General features: G+C 49.7%; 22 protein-coding genes. 8 read left to right on the top strand and 14 right to left on the bottom strand.

Annotation, left to right across the window (positions count from 1 at the left end):
• Nucleotides 1–17: 17 nt before the first annotated feature.
• A complete protein-coding gene (locus tag ACJJI4_RS10700; protein ID WP_444928056.1) occupies nt 18–818 on the bottom strand; it encodes an IclR family transcriptional regulator in 801 nt (266 codons plus the stop codon).
• 962 nt (nt 819–1,780) lie between these two features.
• On the opposite strand from ACJJI4_RS10700, the gene ACJJI4_RS10695 reads away from it, so the two are divergent.
• Complete coding sequence (locus tag ACJJI4_RS10695) at nt 1,781–2,215, top strand: helix-turn-helix domain-containing protein (RefSeq protein WP_444928055.1); 435 nt, start codon at nt 1,781–1,783, stop codon at nt 2,213–2,215.
• Nucleotides 2,216–2,499: 284 nt separating this feature from the next.
• Here the strand turns inward: ACJJI4_RS10695 and ACJJI4_RS10690 are convergent, their stop codons facing one another.
• Nucleotides 2,500–3,513, bottom strand: a complete 1,014-nt coding sequence (locus ACJJI4_RS10690; RefSeq protein ID WP_444928054.1) for a ribonuclease Z — start codon at nt 3,511–3,513, stop codon at nt 2,500–2,502.
• A 192-nt stretch (nt 3,514–3,705) separates the two neighbouring features.
• On the opposite strand from ACJJI4_RS10690, the gene ACJJI4_RS10685 reads away from it, so the two are divergent.
• Both ACJJI4_RS10685 and ACJJI4_RS10680 read left to right on the top strand, forming a co-directional pair.
• Entirely contained in the window at nt 3,706–4,551 is an 846-nt protein-coding gene (locus ACJJI4_RS10685; protein WP_444928053.1) for an arylamine N-acetyltransferase family protein, read from the top strand.
• Nucleotides 4,548–5,135, top strand: coding sequence for a flavodoxin family protein (locus ACJJI4_RS10680; RefSeq protein ID WP_444908091.1), 588 nt, complete (start codon nt 4,548–4,550; stop codon nt 5,133–5,135). The genes ACJJI4_RS10685 and ACJJI4_RS10680 overlap by 4 nt, the downstream gene beginning before the upstream one ends.
• On the opposite strand, the gene ACJJI4_RS10675 is transcribed toward ACJJI4_RS10680, so the two are convergent.
• Nucleotides 5,097–6,425 (bottom strand): MFS transporter, encoded by a 1,329-nt coding sequence (locus ACJJI4_RS10675; RefSeq protein ID WP_444928052.1) that lies wholly within the window; start codon nt 6,423–6,425, stop codon nt 5,097–5,099. The genes ACJJI4_RS10680 and ACJJI4_RS10675 overlap by 39 nt on opposite strands.
• Nucleotides 6,426–6,888: 463 nt before the next feature.
• Between ACJJI4_RS10675 and ACJJI4_RS10670 the strand changes: the two genes are divergently transcribed.
• A complete protein-coding gene (locus tag ACJJI4_RS10670) occupies nt 6,889–7,494 on the top strand; it encodes a TMEM175 family protein (protein ID WP_444928051.1) in 606 nt (201 codons plus the stop codon).
• A 49-nt stretch (nt 7,495–7,543) separates the two neighbouring features.
• Here ACJJI4_RS10670 and ACJJI4_RS10665 read toward each other — a convergent pair whose 3' ends face one another.
• From ACJJI4_RS10665 to ACJJI4_RS10640, 6 genes are all read right to left on the bottom strand, one after another.
• A complete protein-coding gene (locus ACJJI4_RS10665; RefSeq protein ID WP_444913226.1) occupies nt 7,544–7,966 on the bottom strand; it encodes a GNAT family N-acetyltransferase in 423 nt (140 codons plus the stop codon).
• 1 nt (nt 7,967) lies between these two features.
• Nucleotides 7,968–9,122 (bottom strand): JmjC domain-containing protein, encoded by a 1,155-nt coding sequence (locus tag ACJJI4_RS10660; RefSeq protein ID WP_444928050.1) that lies wholly within the window; start codon nt 9,120–9,122, stop codon nt 7,968–7,970.
• A gap of 129 nt (nt 9,123–9,251) precedes the next feature.
• Complete coding sequence (gene purB / locus ACJJI4_RS10655) at nt 9,252–10,625, bottom strand: adenylosuccinate lyase (protein ID WP_444928049.1); 1,374 nt, start codon at nt 10,623–10,625, stop codon at nt 9,252–9,254.
• A gap of 15 nt (nt 10,626–10,640) precedes the next feature.
• Nucleotides 10,641–11,279 carry a high frequency lysogenization protein HflD gene (gene hflD / locus ACJJI4_RS10650; protein WP_413665869.1) on the bottom strand — a complete coding sequence of 213 codons (639 nt, stop codon included), beginning with the start codon at nt 11,277–11,279 and terminating at the stop codon, nt 10,641–10,643.
• A gap of 6 nt (nt 11,280–11,285) precedes the next feature.
• Nucleotides 11,286–12,431, bottom strand: coding sequence for a tRNA 2-thiouridine(34) synthase MnmA (gene mnmA / locus ACJJI4_RS10645; protein ID WP_444928048.1), 1,146 nt, complete (start codon nt 12,429–12,431; stop codon nt 11,286–11,288).
• 97 nt (nt 12,432–12,528) lie between these two features.
• Nucleotides 12,529–13,131: a pseudouridine synthase gene (locus ACJJI4_RS10640; RefSeq protein ID WP_444928047.1), complete on the bottom strand. Its 603-nt coding sequence runs from the start codon at nt 13,129–13,131 to the stop codon at nt 12,529–12,531.
• Between the two features lie 149 nt (nt 13,132–13,280).
• On the opposite strand from ACJJI4_RS10640, the gene icd reads away from it, so the two are divergent.
• Nucleotides 13,281–14,531 carry an NADP-dependent isocitrate dehydrogenase gene (icd, locus tag ACJJI4_RS10635; protein ID WP_020415259.1) on the top strand — a complete coding sequence of 417 codons (1,251 nt, stop codon included), beginning with the start codon at nt 13,281–13,283 and terminating at the stop codon, nt 14,529–14,531.
• Between the two features lie 104 nt (nt 14,532–14,635).
• Here the strand turns inward: icd and cspD are convergent, their stop codons facing one another.
• The gene (cspD, locus tag ACJJI4_RS10630) at nt 14,636–14,935 is read right to left on the bottom strand and encodes a cold shock domain-containing protein CspD (protein WP_413662225.1); all 300 of its coding nucleotides are present in this window, start codon (nt 14,933–14,935) and stop codon (nt 14,636–14,638) included.
• Nucleotides 14,936–15,200: 265 nt separating this feature from the next.
• Between cspD and clpS the strand changes: the two genes are divergently transcribed.
• Nucleotides 15,201–15,581: an ATP-dependent Clp protease adapter ClpS gene (clpS, locus tag ACJJI4_RS10625; protein WP_413662224.1), complete on the top strand. Its 381-nt coding sequence runs from the start codon at nt 15,201–15,203 to the stop codon at nt 15,579–15,581.
• Nucleotides 15,582–15,715: 134 nt separating this feature from the next.
• A complete protein-coding gene (gene clpA, locus ACJJI4_RS10620; RefSeq protein WP_413662223.1) occupies nt 15,716–17,995 on the top strand; it encodes an ATP-dependent Clp protease ATP-binding subunit ClpA in 2,280 nt (759 codons plus the stop codon).
• A gap of 96 nt (nt 17,996–18,091) precedes the next feature.
• Here the strand turns inward: clpA and infA are convergent, their stop codons facing one another.
• From infA to trxB, 4 genes are all read right to left on the bottom strand, one after another.
• Nucleotides 18,092–18,310, bottom strand: coding sequence for a translation initiation factor IF-1 (gene infA / locus ACJJI4_RS10615; RefSeq protein WP_010130378.1), 219 nt, complete (start codon nt 18,308–18,310; stop codon nt 18,092–18,094).
• 125 nt (nt 18,311–18,435) lie between these two features.
• Nucleotides 18,436–19,155 (bottom strand): arginyltransferase, encoded by a 720-nt coding sequence (locus ACJJI4_RS10610; protein WP_413662222.1) that lies wholly within the window; start codon nt 19,153–19,155, stop codon nt 18,436–18,438.
• Nucleotides 19,148–19,840 carry a leucyl/phenylalanyl-tRNA--protein transferase gene (aat, locus tag ACJJI4_RS10605; protein ID WP_444928223.1) on the bottom strand — a complete coding sequence of 231 codons (693 nt, stop codon included), beginning with the start codon at nt 19,838–19,840 and terminating at the stop codon, nt 19,148–19,150. The genes ACJJI4_RS10610 and aat overlap by 8 nt, the downstream gene beginning before the upstream one ends.
• A gap of 88 nt (nt 19,841–19,928) precedes the next feature.
• On the bottom strand, nt 19,929–20,876 hold the full coding sequence (gene trxB / locus ACJJI4_RS10600; protein WP_444928046.1) for a thioredoxin-disulfide reductase: 948 nt from the start codon (nt 20,874–20,876) through the stop codon (nt 19,929–19,931).
• Between the two features lie 410 nt (nt 20,877–21,286).
• On the opposite strand from trxB, the gene ACJJI4_RS10595 reads away from it, so the two are divergent.
• On the top strand, nt 21,287–22,342 hold the full coding sequence (locus ACJJI4_RS10595; RefSeq protein ID WP_444913220.1) for a methyltransferase domain-containing protein: 1,056 nt from the start codon (nt 21,287–21,289) through the stop codon (nt 22,340–22,342).
• The last annotated feature ends 214 nt before the right edge of the window (nt 22,343–22,556 follow it).

Here is a 22,556-nt window from a genome sequence, read left to right as displayed (position 1 = left end):
TCTGGAGTTTGAGTCGACTAATATCGGATTAACATAGCTTCGATATTGCCTACCAGGTTTTTCAACAGAGGAGCTACTTCATTTTCTAAGTATTCCGGGTTAAGTCTAAAAGCAGGTCCGCCAGCATTAAAAGTGTAAATATGACCTTGGCTTAAAGAGAGAGGTACTGCGATACCGTTGACATCGCGATTCCACTCGCCAAAAGAGCAGCAGAAGCCGCGCTGCTGGTAGCTGTTGACCGCTTCTTCAATACCGGCTTTGATCGTTGGCCATTGATCACCAGCTTTTTTCTCCAGGTAGCCATAAAAATATTCCCGTTCTTCTTGAGGGAGTGCTGCCAAAAAAGCTCGCCCGGAGCCGCTGGAAGCTATGGGTACGCGATTACCGATTTCATGGCGAAAAGTTGTGACATTTGCTGGAGCGCAGAACTCGACAAAAATCATATCCAGCCGGTCCCGATCAGAGAGACCAACAGCGGTACCGGTAGAATTAGCCAGATCCTGCATCAAAGGCTTGGCTACCTGTCTGACTGTGAGATTTGAGACAAAAGCATAACCAAGAGCCAGGACGCCACTACCCAGCTGATATTTCTCCATTCGATCAGAGTAGGTAAGATAGCCTAATTTGGTCAGGGTATAAGTCAGTCTGGAAACACTGGAGCGGGGCAGGCCAGTGCGCTGGGCGATCTCCAAATTACCCAGGAAGCCATCACCAGGTTGAAAAGCTCGGAGTACATCCAACCCACGAGCTAAAGCCTCAATAAATTTTCGATCTGGTTCAGTATCTTTCTGTCTGGGAAGGTCACTTAAGGAAACCATTGGCTTAGTCCTACTTTGTTGTTAATAAGTATATAAGTTTTGTATCCAGAGCTAAAGTGAACACCCTAAGGTTTATATGTTAATTTTGCTCCTGTCTGACTTCGAAAAATACTAATCAGGAGTATATTAAACAGTGGGTGCTCTTTATGGTTAGGGTATGTGAATCTTAAATTACCTCTATGAAATAACGATTTATAGTAAAGGTAAATGTTTGAGCGTAAATATAATTTGTAGCATTGCGATCAACACTTGATATGAATTTTTAAAAGAGCTTGAACGGCTATTTATAAATGGATGTCAGGTTGGGTATTCGATCTTACTGGCGTATAAAAAATAACTCCTGATAGTGAGATGCGGCAGGCTATTCAGGTGCGAGGTATAAGGTGAAAGTAAGATGTTCCCTAGAGAGAGTTTCATAAAGTCGTTATTAGTTTGAAGTGGTCCCTAACATTTACTTTCACATAGCTGCTAATTCAAACCTATGGTATTAATTGTAAATGGTACACATCTTGTGTGCTTAGAGTTACAGTAAGTGTTTTTATAAGGAATAACAGTCTAATTCAGTTAATATATTAAGCCGTATGCATGGAGTCACAAATCGAGCGCAGGGCAAGGTATGTAGGTTGTTCTATATGGAATGAATAGGTGGCTCATATATGCTTGTTGTTTGAGGCTTACAAGCATTTATTTATTCATATAATTTATAATTTTTTGATCTCAAAAGAGTATATTGGTTGGAACGCAAATAATTGTGTATCACAGATGAATGTGAGACGACTATTATCGTTGCAGCTATTCGAAATTGCTAACTTTGTACCATGTTCTGCAAGTCGGGCATCCCGTTATCGGCTAAATTTTAGACGTTTACACTGTTGTGTCATATGATGTCGTAAAGGTTTCGTAGAGTTAAGGGAGCTTTCTAAGTACTTTAGATGGAAACTTCTAATGTGTTGGAAAGAAAGATGGATATGAACGTAAACATTGCACTAATTAAAAAAGCTCGTGAGAGCAATAATTGGACACAGCAGCAACTGGCTGATATCTGTGGCGTCAGCTTGAGAACTATACAAAGGATTGAAAAAGTTGGAGCCTGCTCACGAGAGTCATTAAGCGCACTTAGTTCTGCACTGGAATTACCTAGAGAAAAGTTATTAATAACTAATCCAGAACCTAGCGATAAAAATAAAATGGCTGTTTACAAGTTGGCGATGTGTATTTTAACTATTGTCCATCTTTGTAGTTTGGTATCCATCTATTTTAGTAGATCAGAGCTATCTCCATATCAAATTTGCATATTTACGCTATTCATTTCTGCAGTTTATCTGGGTTCAATATCTTTAGTCCTATGGAATGGAATTCAGCGAGCAGGGTTGAAATTTCCGGAACTTTTTTGGTGAATAGTGGTGATTTTTTGACAACTGTTCGGGTTATACTTTTATACTGTTGGATAATGAGTCACTAGTAGAAATATGATAAGCAAAATATAGGGCATAGTCTGCTGCACTCTGTAGCTGTCTTATATCCCGATTTAAAATTGAGTGGGTACGATGCGCAAGTGTGATTGCTCGTGCATTGAAATATAGAATCTCTAATGGCTGGAAAAGTGATGACTAAAAAGAAGTGTTAAATGTAGCTTTTTATTTTACTGGGTAGAAAATTTAGACTTTGTATACATAATACCTTAAAGGTTAGAGGGTAAATATCCACGTGTAGTTGCCGCATAGCCTTTAGCGCTGGTTTTTTGTATATGGAGGAGTTTTCCAGATTTCTCCAATAAAAGATGCATAAAATCCTCAGCTAAATATAGCTGTCCCTTATAAATCAACTGCGCTTCCTTTCTGATAGTGTCAATTGAGCAGCTCGCCTTGCTATCTTTTCGGTAGCGTGTGCTGAAATGTGTGAGAACCAGGTTGGGAATTGAAAGGCCCTCGGCAAAAGAGGCTATTTGGGTGGAATAGCTGTGCCCTACATGCCCCGCTTTCTGAGCCAAATTTTTTGCATAAGTTGATTCATGCACTAAGACATTGCAGTTGGCACAGGTATCTTCTAAAAGCTCAGGGTTATCATTGTCTCCGCAAATTATAATATTACGTGGAGGCCTCGGCTTTAGAATAAAGTCCGTTGCAGTGTATATTTTACCGTGATGAACGACATCGATACCGTTCTTTATCTTCCCCCATTGCGGTCCTTTAGGGATACCGGTGGCAAGTAAACTTTGTGTATCTAATGTAACCTCAACATATCTTTCTGTAAAACTGTACGCATAAGAGGGGACCCTGTGGGAAAGTTGTATAGTGGTTGTGGTGAACTGTCCCATTTCTATTTGGGGTAAATTTTCAACAGGAATGAAGTTGAGTTCAAATGGAAGATAGAGTTCTGTGATTGTTTGAGTTGATAGAAGCCAATCATAGACAGCCCCAGGAGCGACAAGTGTCAGCGGTCTTGTCCTTCGTTGCATTCCTGAGCTACCAAGTAGACCAGGGAGTCCGTAGCAGTGATCGCCGTGCTTATGGGTGATAAAGATTGCACTTAGCCTGTTTAGTGATAAGTTTGTATGTAGAATCTGCTGCTGGGTACCTTCCCCACAGTCGATCAAATACCAGTTCTTTCCCAGGCTTTCTATTAGCCCAATACCAGAAACATTCCTCTGCTTGGTCGGAGTGCCTGATGATGTCCCCAAAAACAGTATTTCCACTTAGTCGCTACCTGATTGTTTAGCAATATTGAAGATTACGCTGGCTAGGGGTCTTCCTGAGTTTTGGCTGTGATTAACTTCTGATTGATAAGCAGTGTAGAAGATGGAAAAAAGCTATTGACCTCAAGTTAGGTTTAGGTATTAAGCTCCCGTCTATTGTTTATGAGCCCGGATTTTGAGGAGACAATCGAGATGGGTACCCCTGGTATTAACTTGCAGCAATATTTAGACCGTATTAATTTTGATGGAGCCCCGGGTGCTAACTTGCAGTGTCTACAGCAGTTGTTGACCCAGCACGTCCGTACGATTCCATTCGAGAACGTCACTTCATTTTTGGGAAGCCCCGTGGATATTGAGTTGGAATCTATTGAGGCCAAGTTGGTACAACAAAAACGTGGAGGTTATTGTTACGAGCAAAATGCCTTATTAGGGGCAGTGTTAGGGCAAATCGGTTTTAAAGTTACGAACCTCGCCGCACGGATACTGTGGCAAATGCCGATAGGGCATCAACCCGCTCAGTCGCATATGATTCTGATGGTGGAGCTTGAGGGTACACGCTTCCTGATAGATGCGGGATTTGGAAGTAACACTTTGACTGCACCACTCAATTTAGACTCCAGTGATCGTCAGAGCACACCGCACGGTGTTTACCGCTTTACTTTAATAGATGATGAGTACCTGTTAGAGGTTACAACCGATAGTGGTTGGCAACCTATGTACAGCTTTGACTTGAAACCTAAAACTCATGGCGATTATAAAATTGGTAGTTGGTATTGTTCAACGCACCCTAAATCCAGGTTTGTAGAGCACTTGATTGTTGCTCGGTCTTTCCCAGAGGGGCGGCATACACTTTTCAATAGACAGTTAAGCTATCAACCACTTTTAGGCTCCAAGAGTGTTGTCATGTTAGCGGATGTTGATGAGCTTCGGGCTACTTTACTGGATATCTTTGGGATAGAAGTGCCGTCTGGCAGAGAAATTGATCAAAAGTTAGGCCGGATATTTGAGTCAGACGGCATAGCGGAGCGAGTCATATGAAGAGGGTAGGTGTTGTTTACCATTCTGTATCTGGTTGCAGTAAAGTTCTTGCGGAGTCCGTGGTGGAGGGGGTTAACACGCTAGAGAAGTGTATTGGTGTTGCCCTTGAGATTCAGGGAGAGAGCATTCTTCACGGACGTTATGAAGATCAGTCATTATTAGCTCAGTTGGATCAATGTGAAGCCATAGTAATGGGTTCGCCGACCTTTATGGGTACTGTCTCCGCTCAATTCAAAGCATTTATGGATGCAGCAAGTGAGCGCTATGGAGATCGGTGCTGGCTGGATAAGTTAGCTGCAGGATTTACTGTTGGTAGTAATTTTAGTGGTGATCAGCTAGGTACCATCAGGACTCTACAGGTCTTTGCTGCACAAATGGGCATGTTGTGGGTTCCCCTGGATATTCTACCGAGTCAAGATTCCCTGGGTAGAAACCGGGGTGGTTGTCAGTCGGGCTTGGTAGCTGTCGCTGAGGGAGCTGGTGAAATTCATGAGTTGGACCGACTTACAGCTGTACATTTAGGACGTCGAATCGCAGGCTTAGCACTACGAACTTCCGATTTTAGGACCACGTTTCTTGACTAGCTTTTTGCTGCTCAAAAGTAGGCTGCTGATGCAGCCTACGATGACGATAATCCCGATTAACTGAAATCCCGCTTGGTAATTGTAGAATTTCTGTGTTGGTTGTGGAGCAAAGTCAAAAAGTCTGGCTAATAAATCGCTGAGGGAGCGGATATAAGCGAACTCTATATCTTGATCAAGTGAGAACCCTATGAGAGTTTGAATTACCCCTCCTAAAACAAAGCCCCCAGTTACAATAAGGGCAGAGGCAATGGCGTGCGCCTTTTCAGGAAGTTCAGATTGTACTATCGAGAGAGATAGAATTGAGCTGCTGAGGCCAAATCCTAAGAGAAAATTTGCCGTCAAAGTCCAGGAGTCCGACAAGTGAATACTCAGTAAAGCTGTGACAGCAATAATTGAGAGGAAACTAAAAGTTCTCGCTGGAATTACATAATCTCCCCGATAATGAGACCAAGCACCGACAATAAAGCTGCCGATAATGATACCCGTTGAAATCATCGCATTGAGTAGGGCACTTTCTCTGGATGTTTCACGAAAAAAATCAACTTGGAACTGTATATTCCATAAATCAGAGTAGGCGATAATTACGCCGAAAAGGCAGGAGTAGAAGGTGAGGGCCAGCCAAAAAGCTCTTGATTTGAAGCATGAATTTAGCTTGTCAAGTTGAGTGGTTTTTTTAGCAGAGAGTTCATGGGAAGAGTTTTGATTGCTGCCAATTAAAATAAATTGCAGCACAGCAAGGCAAATAAAAAATATCGCTGCGATGAAGTAGGGCTCCCGGAATGAGACTTCGGTATCTAACAAACCGATAAGTAATGAGAGTGAAGCTGCTGCGAAATTAGCTAGTCCTTGGCTAACAGCGGCCATTAGTGAAAACTTATTAGGTAAATCCCGTCCGATAACATAGATAACTCCCAAGAAGCTACTGGATAATCCAAGTGCGACTAAGAGCTGCCCTGTAAGGGCTGTTCCGAAAGAATGACTGCTGGCAAAAATTACACAGCCGCTAGCGGCGAGGGCGGCTGAGATACTCAGTAAATACCGTGGACTTATAGGGCCCAATAGTGAGCCAAGTGTCAGTTGACCAATAGAATAGGCGACAAAGTAATATCCTCCCAGCATCCCTAAGCTTTGATGGTTGAGATTGAGTTCTTGAGTGAGGCTAGGTGATAGTAGGGCAAATAGGATTGAGTTGGTTACGCTGGCGCTGAAAAATATGACTGCAACTGTCCAAGACGCGTAGCGGAAGTGTTTCTGCCCCATAGGCTTTTCTTTATCGGTGTCTATTGCCACGTCTCGGCCTTGGGCTTCACTCCTCAGCTCCTGCTTATGATTGCAGCGACCAATAGGGATAAAGCGCTAGGGTTTTAAATGGATATGAAACAAGTCGCATTAGATAGATCTTAGAGCAATTAGGAGCCGTAGCCCGAACACAAGTAGTTGATAGTAAGCAGGATTGAAATCGATCGGGCAGCTAGGTTTGATCAAAGTATCGCCAACGGCTGTTGAAGTTGAATGCTACTTGCTAGGCGGCGCTGTATTGAAGTGTTTCAATAGATTCCTTGCTCAAAAGAATACACTTACAAAGTCGTTATCATATAATTTTATCTCCCCAATAGAAACATTCCGTGAATCGTTATCAGGTGGAAGGGATGTGAGCAGTGTGAACGCTGTTGGCATCTTGATACTGGAGGTGAGATCGTGCTTCGGGACTGGGCTTTAATGAGTATGCAACCCTGGCAATCGATGGTGGCCCATGCGTCGAAAGTCTTTCTTGGCTAGCCGTATTAATGCCGTGAGTGATGGCGTTTTTGCCATTGCTATGACGCTGTTGGTTTTTAATATCCAGATTCCCGATCTGGAGGATATAAAGCCCGGCGAGGATTTCCACAGCAATATTCTTCAGCAGTTGCCCCATTTTTTTTCCTGGATCCTGAGCTTTGCGATTCTCTGTCGGCTGTGGCTTACCCACAATCATCTGATGTCGGACCATCAATTTAAATCGGTTGCCTTTACCAGTTTTAACTTTTTGCTATTGGGGGCGGTGGCGTTTATTCCCTTTCCAGCAAGTTTGATGGGGGAGTATCCAGACCAGGTTTGGTCAGTAGTCTTATTGTCAGCCAGCTATGCGGTGGCCGCTATAGCAATTGCGGGTATGTGGTGTGTCGCTGCGAACCGAACGAACGTATCCGCGCACCGTGTACTAGTGGTCAGCATGGTGATGTTGTGTACCAGTATCCTGGCGTGCTTGTTGACCCTTTTCAATCCCTATTGGGGGCTTGGGCTTTGGATAGTGTATGTGTTGGGGATAGCGCCTTTGGCTCACTTTGTCGAGAAGCGCTATGCCTCAGTAGAGAGTTGAGATGGGGCTGGGCCTGCCATATGGTTGCTGGTGGCAGGCCTCAAAATGGTCAAATCAGGCCGCGCACCATTTTGATGTGGGGAATTCCCGCTTCGTAAAACACGTCGCCTTCCACCTCAAACCCAGCCTGCAAGTAAAACCCCTCAGCATGTTGCTGTGCATGTAAATAGACTTGCTGAAAGTTTTGTTCCTTCGCCCGCTCACAGATGGCCTGCAATAGCTGGGCCCCGATGCCGCATCCGCGTGAAGATTTCTGTACAGCCATACGACCAATTTTCCCGCCTTGGGTGAGGCGCCCGGTGGCAACTGGGATTGTTTCGCGGAAGACGAGGAAGTGCTGGGATGTCTCCTCTTGATCATCCCATTCCAGGTCCGCAGGTACCTGTTGTTCCTGTACAAAAACTGCTTCGCGAATTGAACGAATTGCGTCCCGGTCAGTGTTCCAATCCGCTAGGCGTATAGCTACTGGCATCTCAGAAATCCTCAGGAGGGTAGATCAAGGTGCCCTGTGCAACCAGCTGATCGAGAAGGCCGCTGTCTTCGGCTATTTCCGGGAAGGCTTCGATATCATCCCAGGAAATTTCATGGGATTCAGCAAACTGCTCGGCAAACGCCAGGGGGCAGGGGAAGGCTTCACCATCAACAAACAAAGTGGCTGGCTCGCGGCAAAAGGCGGTGCGGGAAGCGGGATTTAAAACCAGTTGTGCTCCCTGGGGCATTTGTTCGCGCCAGTCTGCAGCATCGTCAGCATCCAGGGCGACAGTATCCGGGTATTTTGCTTCGGTCATAACCGCACCAAACCACTGGGCGATTTTCTCCGGCTGCTGCAGCCATTCGCCGAGTTGTTGTTGCAGGCGGGCAACAGAGGCGGGGTCAATTTCCGCTGGGTTTTTCGCCACTTCAGCACCGGCATCGGTGTAACGCTGGCTGTCCGGCAAATCCATAGCGATTTCAGCGGCGAGATCTTCGAGGATCGCCGCGGCGGAAGGCGCGCGGAAACCAATAGAGATCGTGGTGCACCCACCTTCGGCTATTCCCCAATGGCTGTATTGGGGCGGCAAGTAAAGCATATCGCCGGGCTCTAGTACCCAGCTGTTTTCTGCTTCGAATTCTTTCAGGATATTGAGGCGCGTTCTTTCCAGGCGGGGATTGCTTTCATCCACCTTGGGGCCTTGTTGCCACAAACGCTTGCCTTCGGCCTGGAGAAGAAACACATCGTAGTGATCGTAGTGGGGACCAACGCTGCCCTTATCGGCGGCGTAACTGATCATCACATCATCCAGCCGCCAGTCGGGGATAAAGCGGAAGAAATCTTTTAGTTCAGCAATTTCTGACATCCACTGATCGACAGCTTGTACCAGCAGGGTCCAGTGGGTTTTAGGGAGGGAGAGAAAATCCTCTTCAGTGAATGGACCGGTGCGCAGCTCCCAGGGGCCGCTCTCACCATTTTCCAATACCAAGCGAGACTCGACCGCTTCCTCCAGGGCCATACCAGCGAGTTCTTCACCCGAGATGGGTGATTCAAAGTTGGCGAAAGCATTGCGTATCAGCAGGGGTTTCTGCTGCCAGTAGTCACGCATAAAAACTTCGATGGGCATGTCGCCAAGATGGGTAAGGGGGCTGGCCACGGTAACTCTCACTGTCAGAAGGCTGGGGTTTGTATCTGGATATTCTGAGGTTCGGAAACTATCCAGCGTACTTTTGTATTTTTTAAAAGATGACCAGCCGCACTGGGTGCGGCTGGTAGCTGGGCTCGGTTAAATTTTGCGAGCTTGTTCCACGGCGTTACCGATATAGGATGCCGGAGTCATTTCCAGCAGATCGCTCTTGGCCTCTGCGGGAATCTCCAGGTTCTCGATAAATACTTTCAGGGTTTCACGGGTGATGCCCTGGCCACGGGTAAGGGCCTTCAGTTTTTCGTAAGGCTCTTCAATGTTGTAGCGACGCATAACCGTTTGGATCGGTTCTGCCAACACTTCCCATGAATTATCCAGGTCTTCCGCTAGGCGCTCGCGGTTGATTTCCAGTTTGCCCAGGCCTTTCATGGTGGCGGCATAGGCAATGGCAGAGTAGCCCGCACCTACCCCCATATTGCGCAGCACGGTGGAGTCTGTCAGGTCGCGCTGCCAGCGGGATACTGGAAGTTTGGCTGCCAGGTGCTGGAATACGGCGTTGGCGATACCCAGATTGCCTTCGGAGTTTTCGAAGTCAATGGGGTTAACTTTGTGCGGCATGGTGGAGGAGCCAACTTCACCGGCTACGACTTTTTGCTTGAAGTAACCCAGGGAGATGTAGCCCCATACATCGCGGTCAAAATCGATCAGGATGGTGTTAAAGCGGGCAACAGCGTCGAACAGCTCAGCAATGTAGTCATGGGGCTCGATCTGGGTGGTGTAGGGGTTCCAGCTAAGGCCCAGAGAAGAAATGAATTCTTCAGCATTTTGCTCCCAATCAATATTGGGATAGGCGGACAGGTGAGCGTTGTAATTACCTACCGCACCGTTAATTTTACCCAGCAGCGGTACCGCTTTAATCTGGGCTACCTGGCGGCGTAGGCGCGCGGCCACGTTGGCAAGTTCTTTACCAACAGTAGATGGGCTGGCAGTCTGGCCGTGAGTACGGGACAGCATGGGTACGTCGGCAAAGTCCTGGGCCAGGCCTACGATAGCGTCAATCAGGGCTTCCATCGCAGGCAACATGACGTTGTCGCGGCCGGCGCGAAGCATCAGGGCGTGGGATAGGTTATTGATGTCCTCAGAGGTGCAGGCAAAGTGTACGAATTCACTCACTTTTGCCAGCTGGGTATTGCTGCTGATTTTATCCTTGAGGAAGTATTCAACCGCTTTTACATCGTGGTTGGTGGTGCGCTCGATTTCCTTGATGCGCTCAGCATCTTCCAGGGAGAAGTCGGCCACAATGCTGTCGAGCAGCTTGTTGGCAGCTTCGTCGAACTGCTCAACTTCGGCGATCTCTTTATGTGCGGAAAGTTTTTGCAGCCAGCGTACTTCCACTTCAACGCGGGCGCGGATCAGGCCGTATTCACTGAAAATTTCACGCAGGGGGGCAGTCTTGCTCTCGTAGCGACCATCAATAGGGGATACCGCTGTGAGTGCGGAAAGCTCAACTGTCATAGTAAATCTCCGGGATTAGTGTTCTATAGATTCGATATGTGCGATCAATTCGTTGGTCGCATTCAAAAGCTTTTTGCGCTGGAACAGAAGGTGCAGGCGACGCCCACCCAGCTGTCGCCATAGGGTTGCCGAGCGGATGCCGGCAAATAGCATGGAGCGAATTTGATTGGCAATACGCTGCTGTTGCAGGTAATTGAAGTCACCCAGTACTTGAATCCGGAAGCGGAAGGTACCTAGCGTATCGCTGTAGATGCTGGCGAGGTTGGAAAATACATTCTCGTGAGTCAGCTCGAAGTGCTCTGCTTGAGTCTTGGCCTTATCCAATCGGCTGCCAATGATTGATAGCAGGTCATTATTCTTGCTGAGTTGTCGCTGCAGGTAGATCACCGAGAGGGCGTAGCGTAAACCGTCGGTATATTCCGGGTGTTGCCGGGTCTTTAGTATTTGCTGCGATACTTTTAAGCCGGGCAGCAGCTTGTCAGCACCGGCGAATATATCTTCAGTGCGATCAGGGTTTAGTTGGAAGAGGCTATATACCCCGGTTTCCAGCTGTTCCTGCGGTGCAGAGCCTGTTTTGGCCAGGCGCTCCACCAGTGTTGCGGATTGGAATATTCCTGCCAGTGCCAGTGCCTGATCCCGCCAGTTATTCAAAATTACTCCTTAATCTTTCTTGTATTTTTCCGGTACTGCGACGCCAACTCCCGTGGCTTTCTCGATCACCGCACCACCGAGACAGGTTTCTCCATCGTACAGTACCAGAGATTGTCCCGGTGTGATTGCGCGTTGTGGCTCGTCGAACTCTACAACCAAATCGCCATTGTCCTGCAGGTGCACGGTGCAATCCTGATCTGGTTGGCGATAGCGGGTCTTGGCCTGGCAGCGGAAAGTTTTGCCCGGTGCTGCGCCATTAATCCAGTGGGTTTGTGTTGCTTCCAGCCCCGTTGCATAAAGCAGGGGGTGGTGTGCACCCTGGGCGACAATCAAGACATTGCGCTCCAGGTTTTTTCCGACAACATACCAGGGCTGTTCGCCTGCACCTTTGACGCCGCCAATACCGAGCCCCTGGCGCTGGCCAATGGTGTGGTACATCAGGCCCGCGTGGCGCCCCATGACTTCACCCTCTGGGGTTTCCATATCGCCGGGCTGGGCGGGCAGGTACTGCTCGAGGAAATCCTTGAAGCGGCGCTCGCCGATAAAGCAGATGCCGGTGCTGTCTTTCTTGTTGTGGGTGATAAAGCCGTTTTCTTCAGCGATACGGCGAACCTCGGGCTTCTCCAGCTCTCCTAGAGGAAAGAGTGAGCGGGCAAATTCGGCTTCTCCCACCGCATGCAGGAAGTAGCTCTGGTCTTTGTTACCGTCGAGGCCCTTCAATAAATAGGTGCGGCCATCGATATCGCGGCGACGGGTATAGTGCCCGGTGGCTATTGCATCGGCACCCAGCACTTCGGCGTACTCAAGAAAGACCTTAAATTTTATTTCCCGGTTACACAGGATGTCCGGGTTGGGAGTGCGCCCGGCTTTATACTCTGCCAGGAAGTACTCAAATACGTGATCCCAGTACTCCGCAGCAAAGTTGGCGGTGTGCAACTTGATGCCCAATTTCTCACAAACTGCCTGGGCATCAGCCAGGTCTGCCTTGGCGGTACAGTATTCTGTGCCGTCGTCTTCATCCCAGTTTTTCATAAACAGGCCTTCCACTTGATAGCCCTGCTGGATCAGCAGGTGTGCGGCTACAGAGGAATCCACACCGCCGGACATACCGACGATGACGCGCTTTGGCTGTTTGTTGTGGGTGGAATCAGGCATAAGAAGGACAGTCACTACTTCACTGGTATGAAAGGGGGGCGAATTTTACCTGCGAACGCCCCATTTGACCAAGACCGCTTTGATCTTCCGTTATAGATTATCGCTTTCGGCGCGGTCGATTGCGGTTGTTTGCCGGCTTTGTTCGGGGCTTGGGAGCGCTAAAAACCTCCTCCATTCGATACTCGCCAGGCTTTAATGAGTCGAGCTTCCAGCTGCCTATCGCCACCCGGATTAGCCGCAGGGTAGGGAAGCCTACCGCCGCAGTCATCCGCCTTACCTGGCGATTCCGCCCCTCAGAGATAGTCAGCTCCAGCCAGCTGGTTGGGATCGATTTGCGTTCGCGAATTGGCGGCGTGCGGGGCCAGGGCTCCATATCAGGCAGGCGCTTGGCCTTGGCAGGTGCGGTTCGGCCATCCTTCAGGTCGACCCCTTGCCTGAGCATATAAAGGGCATCATCAGTAATTTCACCCTCCACCTGGGCCCAATAGGTTTTGGGCATTTTCCGCTTGGGGTGACTGATTTGATGTTGTAGCGCTCCATCATCAGTCAGTAGTAGTAATCCTTCAGAATCGTAGTCCAGGCGGCCCGCCGCATAGAATCCCTTGTGCTGGATAAAGTTAGCCAAAGTGGCGCGATCCTGATCATCTGTAAATTGGCTTAATACGCCAAAAGGCTTGTTGAGGAGAATAATCTTTGCCATAAGAAAAATTGAGTATTGTAATCCAACTACAAAAATTAGCCGAGGCTGCTATAATCCCGCCGTTTTTCATCCCCGCCCTAAGGTCCCGGGGGAGCGGTGCAAGCAACGCTGGACCTAAAAAGTCATAGAATTTTGGGAGTTTACGCAATATGGGTCATATCCAAGTGCCGGCAGACGGCGAAAAAGTTACAGTCAATTCCGACGGTTCGCTGAATGTTCCGAATCGCCCGGTTATTCCTTTCATCGAGGGTGACGGCATCGGTGTGGATATCACCCCGGTAATGCGCAAGGTGATCGATGCGTCTGTAGAAAAAGCTTTCGGCGGCGAAAAGAAAATCGAGTGGATGGAAATCTACTGCGGTGAGAAAGCGGCAGAGACTTACGCTGGCGACTGGTTTCCGGCTGAAACTCTGGAAGCGATCAAAGACTACGTTGTTAGCATCAAAGGCCCCCTGACCACTCCAGTAGGCGGCGGCTTCCGTTCCCTGAACGTAGCCCTGCGTCAGGAGCTGGATCTGTACGTATGTCAGCGCCCGGTGCGCTGGTTCAGCGGTGTACCTTCTCCGGTTAAAGAGCCGAACAAGGTAGACATGGTTATCTTCCGTGAAAACTCCGAAGATATCTACGCTGGTATCGAGTGGAAAGCTGACACTGACGAAGCTAAGAAAGTTATCAAGTTCCTGCAGGACGAGATGGGTGTTAAGAAGATCCGTTTCCCTGAGAACTGTGGTATCGGTGTTAAGCCGGTTTCTGCAGAAGGTACCAAGCGTCTCGTGCGCAAGGCTATCCAGTACGCTGTGGACCAGGATCGCGATTCTGTAACCTTGGTACACAAAGGCAACATCATGAAGTTCACCGAAGGTGCCTTCGCTGATTGGGGTTACGAGCTGGCTCGCGACGAGTTTGGCGCTCAGCCGCTGGACGGCGGTCCTTGGCACAGCTTCAAGAACCCGAAGACTGGCAAGGAAATCGTTGTTAAGGACGTAATTGCTGACGCTATGCTGCAGCAGATCCTGCTGCGTCCGGCTGAGTACGACGTAATTGCTACCCTGAACCTGAACGGCGACTACCTGTCTGACGCACTGGCTGCACAGGTTGGTGGTATCGGTATCGCTCCGGGCGCAAACCTGTCCGACGACGTTGCCCTGTTCGAAGCAACCCACGGTACTGCGCCTAAGTACGCTGGCCAGGACAAGGTTAACCCGGGCTCCCTGATTCTTTCTGCTGAGATGATGCTGCGCCACCTGGGCTGGAACGAAGCTGCTGACCTGGTAATCAAGGGTATGGAAGGGGCTATCGAAGCCAAAACCGTAACCTACGATTTCGAGCGTCTGATGGACGGTGCTGAGCTGAAGTCCTGTTCTGCGTTTGGTGACGAAGTTATCAAGCACATGGCTTAAGCTACATCCGTGAGGCCGGGCTGGCTTTAAGTTGGCCCGAGCCCCATGAAAAAAGCCCTTCACATTGGTGAGGGGCTTTTTTATTGTCTGTTTGCTGGGCTCGCTTAGCCGACAGCTTCCGCTTCCTTCTCCCTCGACTTTTCTGTGTGTACTGCATCAGATTCGCTTTTACTCGAAGTGTTGGGTGAAGTGGTTTCGGAGGTCAATGCGGAGATATTTGCAGCGTGGTAGCCCTTGTCTCCTCGAATAATATCGAAGGTGACTTGCTGGCCGGCCTTCAGGGTTCGGTAGCCTTCCATCTGAATTGCGGAATAGTGCGCGAACAGATCCTCCCCTCCCTCATCTGCAAGAATAAACCCATATCCCTTAGCGTTGTTGAACCACTTTACAGTACCGGTAGGCATAACGATTCCCTCTAATTGCCTGAGTGGCCCCTGGCCACCTTACAGAGTTTTTATATTTATTTGACCTGCTGGTTAGTCGGCTGCGATCCTATCTGCGACTAACGTTTGATGTAGCGGTCACTACCTCTTGTAGTCAACAGCTGGGGGATTGTCAAGGTTCCCCGCTGACCGCTGTGTCAAAGGTCAAATAAGGTTACAATGTCACGTCATTGAAGGTTGCATTGGGTGCAATTTTCAGGCTCGATAGAATTCATTGATAATTGTTATGAGTACTTCGCGAATCATTAAACTAAGCTCCAGTGACTCTGATGGAGACAACCCGTACTTCGATGATTTCGATGGTGGGTTGGCCCTTGAGGAAGCGCCGCCGCAGCTGAAGCGGCCGCCGATGTATAAAGTCGTTATGCTCAATGATGACTACACCCCCATGGATTTTGTTGTTGAGACTTTGGAGTTGTTTTTTTCAGTAAACCGGGAGCGCGCCACACAGTTAATGTTGCAGGTTCACACACGGGGAAAAGCAGTGTGTGGTGTCTATACTCGGGATATAGCGGAGACAAAGGCCGCACAGGTCAATCAGTTCGCTCAAGAGAATGAGCATCCCCTGTTATGTGAAATTGAAGCGGACGAAAGCAAAGAGGATTGATTCTGACAAAAACTGCTTTGAACAAAGGGTCCCGTCACCTGAAGGGAATCAGCCAGGATATAAACGCCGGCGAAGGGTGCGCGCCTACCAGCGGAGTCGGCGGGAAATATTGGCGATTAGGGTTTGAGGTTTAGATGCTCAGCAAGGACTTAGAGGTAACGCTTAATCTAGCGTTCAAAGGTGCTCGAGCGAAACGGCATGAATTCATGACCGTTGAGCACCTATTGCTGGCGCTCTTGGATAACGAATCCGCGGCAGATGTTTTACATGCGTGCGGAGCGGATTTAAGTGCATTGCGCCGTGAACTCCTGGAGTTTGTGGACTCCACAACACCGTTGATCCCGGAGGCCGATACAGATCGAGAAACCCAGCCGACATTGGGTTTCCAGAGGGTCCTGCAGAGGGCCGTATTCCATGTCCAGTCATCCGGTAAAAAGGAAGTTACAGGGGCTAATGTCCTGGTCGCCATTTTCTGTGAGCAGGAGAGCCAGGCTGTTTACTACTTGAAGCAGCAGAGTGTTGCCCGGATAGACGTAGTTAACTACATCACCCACGGAATTTCCCGCGTTGGCTCCAGTGGTAATAATCACCATCACGGTTCCGATACTGCACCTGAGCAGGTAGATGAGGAAATTAGTGGGGGCGCTGAGCCAGGTGGTTCCGACCCCCTGGAAAGCTACGCCACCAACCTCAATCAAGAGGCAATTCTTGGCCGTATTGATCCGCTTGTGGGGCGTGCACCTGAGGTGGAGCGTGTCACGCAGGTTCTCGCTCGTCGCCGCAAGAACAATCCACTGTTGGTGGGTGAGTCCGGTGTCGGCAAGACGGCAATTGCTGAGGGCTTGGCACGGCGTATTGTCGATGAGGATATCCCCGAACCTTTGAAAGAGAGCACTATTTACTCTCTGGATCTCGGCTCCCTGCTGGCGGGAACCAAGTATCGCGGTGATTTTGAGAAGCGCTTTAAGGCGCTGCTGGCGGAGCTCAAGAAGCGTGAGCACGCCGTACTATTCATTGATGAGATCCACACCATCATCGGGGCCGGCGCCGCTTCAGGAGGCGTCATGGACGCCTCCAACCTGCTTAAGCCGCTACTTTCCAGCGGTCAATTGCGCTGCATAGGCTCCACTACTTTTACTGAATATCGCGGTATCTTTGAAAAAGATCGCGCGTTGTCGCGCCGTTTTCAAAAGATCGATGTCAGTGAGCCCTCAGTGGAAGAGACCGTGCAAATATTGCAGGGGCTCAGAAGCTGCTTTGAGGATCACCACAAGGTCCGCTTTACCGATGGGGCTTTGGATGCTGCTGCGCAGCTATCCAGTCGTCATATCACCGAGCGATTCCTCCCAGATAAGGCTATTGATGTAATCGATGAGGCGGGAGCCTACCAATCTTTGCTGCCTGAAGAGGACCGCAAAGAGGTTATTGGGGTCTGTGAGATTGAAATGGTTATCGCCAAGATGGCGAGAATACCTGCCAAGAGTGTGTCTGCTTCTGACAAGGAGCAGTTATCACGCCTGGATGACAATCTCAAAATGGTGGTGTTTGGGCAGGACAGCGCGATTGATGCTCTGGGTACAGCGATTAAGCTGAGTCGCGCCGGTCTGGGTTCTGAAGAGAAACCCATCGGCTCCTTCCTGTTTTCGGGTCCCACCGGAGTCGGTAAGACAGAGCTCTGCCGCCAGTTGGCGAAGGTGATGGGTATCGAGTTGATTCGCTTCGATATGTCCGAGTATATGGAGCGTCATACAGTTTCCCGGCTGATCGGTGCGCCCCCTGGGTATGTGGGTTTTGACCAGGGTGGTTTGCTGACAGACTCTGTCACCAAGCACCCTCACAGTGTTGTGCTGCTCGATGAAATTGAGAAAGCGCATCCCGAAGTCTTCAACCTGCTTTTACAGGTGATGGATCACGGTACCCTGACTGATAACAACGGCCGCAAAGCGGACTTCCGCAATGTCATCCTGATTATGACGACCAATGCGGGCGCTGAGGTGATGAGCCGTCGTTCAATCGGTTTCTCCCATCAAGATCACTCCACCGATGGAATGGAGGAGATCAAGAAGATGTTTACTCCGGAGTTCCGCAATCGTCTCGATAATATTATTCAATTCCGTTCTCTGCCTTTGGATGTGGTGAAGACGGTGGTGGATAAGTTTATCGTTGAGTTGCAGGCCCAGTTGGATGACTCCAAGGTGACACTGGTTGTTGATGACGAGGCTCGAGAGTGGCTGGCGGTGCGGGGTTATGACGAGAAGATGGGTGCGAGGCCTATGTCCCGTCTGATTCGCGATAAGCTGCGCAAGCCTCTGGCAGAAGCCGTGCTCTTTGGTGAGTTGGCAGAAGAGGGAGGGCGTGTTTGCGTCACCATTGAAGATGATGAGCTAGCGATTAAAACGGCGGTGCCCGCCTAAAGTAAATTAGCTTCAGCCAAGCAATAAAAAAGCCACCGAGAGGTGGCTTTTTTATTTCAGGTCAAATTGCCTTGCGGAATTTGGCCTCTGAGCGAATTAGCGCGCGCGGTACGTAATGCGGCCCTTGCTCAGGTCGTATGGAGTCAGCTCCACTTTCACCTTGTCGCCGGTGAGAATGCGAATGTAGTTTTTACGCATCTTTCCAGAGATATGCGCAATTACCACGTGTCCGTTTTCCAGCTTTACGCGGAAAGTGGTGTTCGGCAGGGTGTCGATCACCTCGCCTTCCATTTCAATATAATCGTCTTTTGCCATGCGGCAGCAACCTTACAATAACTTGATCAGACCTTTACCCCGGAGGCTCTTTGGCCTAGCCGCGGCTTGACGGGCGAGCATTTTGCACGAAAAGGCAAGATAGAGCAAAGGGAGAGTGTGTTGAACTAGAGCGATTTAAGGCTCCAGCGGTTTTCTTTTAACATTTCGATGGGGCGAAATTGGCTTTTATAGGCCATTTTGTGGCACTTCTCAATCCAGTACCCCAGGTAGAGATTAGGTAGTCCCAAGCGCCGGGCCCATTCGATCTGGTAGAGGATGCAGTAACTGCCCAGGCTCCGTTTGTCCTCATCGGGATCGAAGAAAGTATAGATCGCCGATAACCCGGCAGTCAGGATATCTGTTACAGCCACTGCCACCAACTTGCCGCGGGCTCTCAGCTCAATATAGCGAGTAGACCCCCAAGCCTGACTCAGGAAGCTGCGGTATTGTTCCCGGCTGGGCGGGTACATCTCCCCATCGGCGTGGCGCTGCTCGATATAGCGGGCGTAGAGTTCGTAATGCTCATCTGTATCGATGGACTCGATATGGAATATGTCCAGGTCCTTGTTGCGCTTCCAGCAGCGTCTCTGGTTGCGGTCGGGGACAAACAGGCTCACAGGTACGCGAGCCGGTATACAGGCGCGACAGGTCGCGCACTGGGGGCGATAGAGGTAGGCACCACTGCGCCGGAATCCCAGCTCTGACAGACGGTTGTACAGACGCTGATCCACTTCTGTTTGCGGATCGACAAACACCGTTGTTGCCTCCCGATCCGGCAGGTAACCGCAGGGGTGGGGCAGGGTGGCCAGTAGGCGCACTGAATCCAGCTGAGAGTATTTACCCATAAGTCCACGAAAGCTTCCAGGGCTGCGGGAAAGGCGGCTGCTTAACGCCGTCTGCCAGCAGTTGTTCGAAATCCTTACGACACATTTCCACCGCCCCAAGGCTGCTGAGATGAGGATTGCTCACCTGGCAGTCGATCAGTGGGCAGCCCCACAATTCTAATTGCCGAACGAGGTGGACAAAAGCGACTTTTGAAGCGTCTGTCTCCCGGTGAAACATCGACTCCCCAAAGAACACTCGCCCCAGCGCAATACCATAGAGTCCGCCAGCGAGTTGACTGTCGCGCCAAACCTCCACAGAGTGGGCAAATCCCTGATGGTGCATATCGATATAGGCGTCGCACATCTCATCGGTGATCCATGTGCCGGTTTCATCCGCCCGGGGGGCACGACAGGCCTCAATTACCTCGGCAAAGGCTTGGTCGAAGGTGACCGAAAAGGTTCCTCGACGCAATACTTTGCGCAAAGTGCGGCCAATACGAAAGTTTTGCGGGATAACCACGCAGCGAGGGGAGGGGCTCCACCACAAGATCGGCTGGTCATCTGAATACCAGGGGAAGACCCCCCTTTGATAGGCCTCAACCAGCCACTCGGGAGTCAGGTCTCCTCCGGCCGCCAGCAAGCCATTGGGGTCATCCAATGCGAATTCAGTTGGGGGAAAGTCTACAACGGTGTGGTCGAGCCACATCAGGCGGCTTTGGGTATTCCCTGCCACGATCTGACTCCTGTCGGTAGAGGGGGATACCGGGCAGAAAAGCTCTGCCCGGGGATTTGACTTACTTCTCGGCGTCGAGGAAGCGCTCGGCGTCCAGGGCGGCCATACAGCCGGTACCCGCAGAAGTTACCGCCTGGCGGTAAATATGGTCGGATACGTCACCTGCGGCAAATACACCGGGAACAGAAGTCTGGGTGGCATTGCCGTTCAGGCCACTCTCTACAATGAGGTAGCCGCCATTCATTTCAAGCTGGCCTTCAAAGATACCGGTATTCGGTTTGTGACCGATGGCAATAAACACACCAGAAACGTCCAGCTCTGTAGTGGAGTCATCCTGGGTGTTGCGCAGGCGAAGCCCAGTTACACCGTTATCGTCACCGAGCACTTCGTCCAGGGTGTTGTGCCAGCAGACGTTGATGTTGCCGTTTTCCACTTTATCCATCAGGCGGTCCTGAAGGATTTTTTCTGCGCGAAGTTCGTCGCGGCGGTGAATCAGGGTCACTTCACTGGCGATATTGGAGAGGTACAAGGCCTCCTCTACGGCGGTGTTGCCACCACCGACAACAGCAACTTTCTGGTCGCGATAGAAGAATCCGTCACAGGTCGCACAGGCGCTGACACCGCGCCCCTGGAAGGCTTCCTCAGAAGGTAGGCCCAGGTACTGAGCTGAGGCGCCAGTGGCGATAATCAGCGAGTCACAGGTGTAAGTTTCGTTGCCTTTCAAGGTGAAAGGACGCTGTTTCAGGTCAACCGATTCGATGTGATCGAAGATGATTTCTGTCTCGAAGCGCTCTGCGTGCTGCTGCATTTGCACCATCAGGTCCGGACCTTGAAGCTCCGGAATACCACCCGGCCAGTTCTCGACTTCAGTGGTGGTGGTCAGCTGCCCACCCTGTTGCATACCAGTGATAACAACCGGGTTCAGGTTTGCCCGTGCAGCGTAGATAGCCGCGGTGTAGCCGGCAGGGCCTGAGCCGAGGATGATCAGTCGATGATGGTTATTGCTCATGAAGTACTCTTTAAAACTCTCAATTTGCGAAGTTTACCCAATGGGCTGGGAGTCCATATGCCCGTCCATTTTTTGATCAGGCGAGACTATTAAATTGGGCGATATAATAGGCGATATTTACCATTCGGCGAAATAGTTTGCCTTAATTTGTTCGATTGATCGTACCTATTCAACTCTCTTTGACCTGGCTAGAGGTTTGGCTCAAATCGGAGTTTGCGCCATAGCTGGCCGTAAGAGCTGGAAAAATGTAAAAAAGTTCCAATCTGGGGCAGCTGCTGCTGGCACTGCTAGGGGGAGAATGGGGTGTCACAAATTAAAATTACGGATTGTTAGATGTATTGAGTGTGTGAGCGTCATAGAGGCCAGTGACTTCGAGTAAGTGCCCAAACCCCAGTGGGTTGAGGATCGTTATGCGCTATAAAAGAAAGTTCATACCCTTAAACCTGAAGCGAGAGCAGTTGGGGCATCCTAAAACTTTTCTGACCCTTAGTGAGGAGGCCCAGGCTTTCGTAGCCGAAATTATCGACGATAGTTATTCGTTGCGTTTTTCCATTGATCTGGAGCCCGATGGCGATCACCGGGCAAGCTTACATGGCCCACCCCAACTGCTGGATCTATTTACCGCGCTCAACTTGCAAATACGCTGTGAAATTGTCTCTGATGGATATGGTGATACAGGAGGTGGGGCGGTTACTTGCGCGGGTGAGCCAGAAGAACTCGAGAAGTTTGCTATGGCGCTGGGCCTCAGCAATGGTTGTCGAGTTCTCGACTTGATGTGTGGCAGGGGAGTTCTGAGTAGCTACCTGCTTAAGTTTGCCAAAGCTCATGGGGTTATTATTCAATGTAGTTTGTGCGATTCCCACCCTTCGCAGCTTGAAAACCTTGACCCAAATATTCAATTGCTAGCTGCCGATATCACTATTGGTGATGGAAGAAACTTGCCATATCCCAGTGAATTATTTGATGCTGTGGCAATCAGAATGGGCCTGCACGAAGTGCCTTATAAAGATCAGCCCCTGGTTCTCCAGGAGTGTTATCGGGTTTTGAAGCCGGGAGGTCCGCTGTTGGTTTGGGACTTGATGCCGGCGTCTGCCGGGGTCCAAGATTTATTGTGTGCCCAAAAGCGAAAATTGTCAGCGCTGACACACCGTGAATCGTTGCTCTTGGATCGGTTCTTTTTGCGGGAAGACCAGTTGTTACAATTGCTCAGTGATGCAGGCTTTTCGCAAGCAGAGCGGGTATCCAGAACCTATTACCGGGACAGTACTCAAGACAAATTAAAAACAGAGTTGGGCGGGGATCAATACAAATTGGAAATTCTGAATAGTTACCTCCGCGAGAGAGTTACCCAGGCGATTATTGATGAGGTTTGCTGGGAGGATTCAGGGCAGGATATCTCGATGATGATTCCAAATTGCATCTATCGCACGTACAAACCGATAAATTTAGAAGAGAATACTGGCTAGGAATCGCTCCAGGTTTTCCGATACTGCCGCCAAACGACAAAAAACTACTTGGTGTCAGGGATCGTAAGGCGCAATCTGAAAGCGTAGATTGTAAAATAGCCTGATTGATTTGCTTTCTTCTGTAAGCAATACAGAATTTTGTCAGGCGGCATGGGGATTCAGGTCCCAGGTAGACACCGCCAAGTTCATGTGGACATAAAAAGTACAGCATTAT

Source organism: Microbulbifer maximicatervae (SeqCode), assembly GCF_052467305.1.
The sequence above is the reverse complement of the archived record's forward strand: the minus strand, read 5'-3'. Positions and strand labels throughout refer to the sequence as shown.